The organism is Phormidium sp. CCY1219, assembly GCF_035615515.1.
In the GTDB taxonomy this organism is placed as follows: Bacteria; Cyanobacteriota; Cyanobacteriia; order Cyanobacteriales; family Laspinemataceae; genus CCY1219.
Map to the genome: position 1 here is coordinate 1 of NZ_JAJENT010000516.1, position 248 is coordinate 248.

A 248-nucleotide genomic window follows, 5' to 3' on the forward strand; every position below is an offset into this window, starting at 1 on the left:
TCTCGTGCTATCTCTAACGATTGCAGGAAGTATTGCTCTGCTTCGGCGTATTCTCCCAGATTCTGGTAAACTTCTCCTAGGTTGTTGAGGGCGTTGCCTTCCCCCGCTTTGTCGCCGATCGCCCGATATATTTCCAGCGCCCGTTCCCATGACTGTAATGCTTCACGAAATTGACTTTGCCCATACTGCTCAATCCCCAGTTCCAACAATCGTTCCGCTTCCTGTTGTCGCTCTTCCACCGTTTGGGC

General features: G+C 51.6%; 1 protein-coding gene. It reads right to left on the bottom strand.

Features of this window, described 5'->3' with window-relative positions:
* Positions 1–248 (bottom strand): tetratricopeptide repeat protein (locus LKK83_RS13565; protein ID WP_324631703.1); only part of this gene is annotated, 248 nt, incomplete at both ends.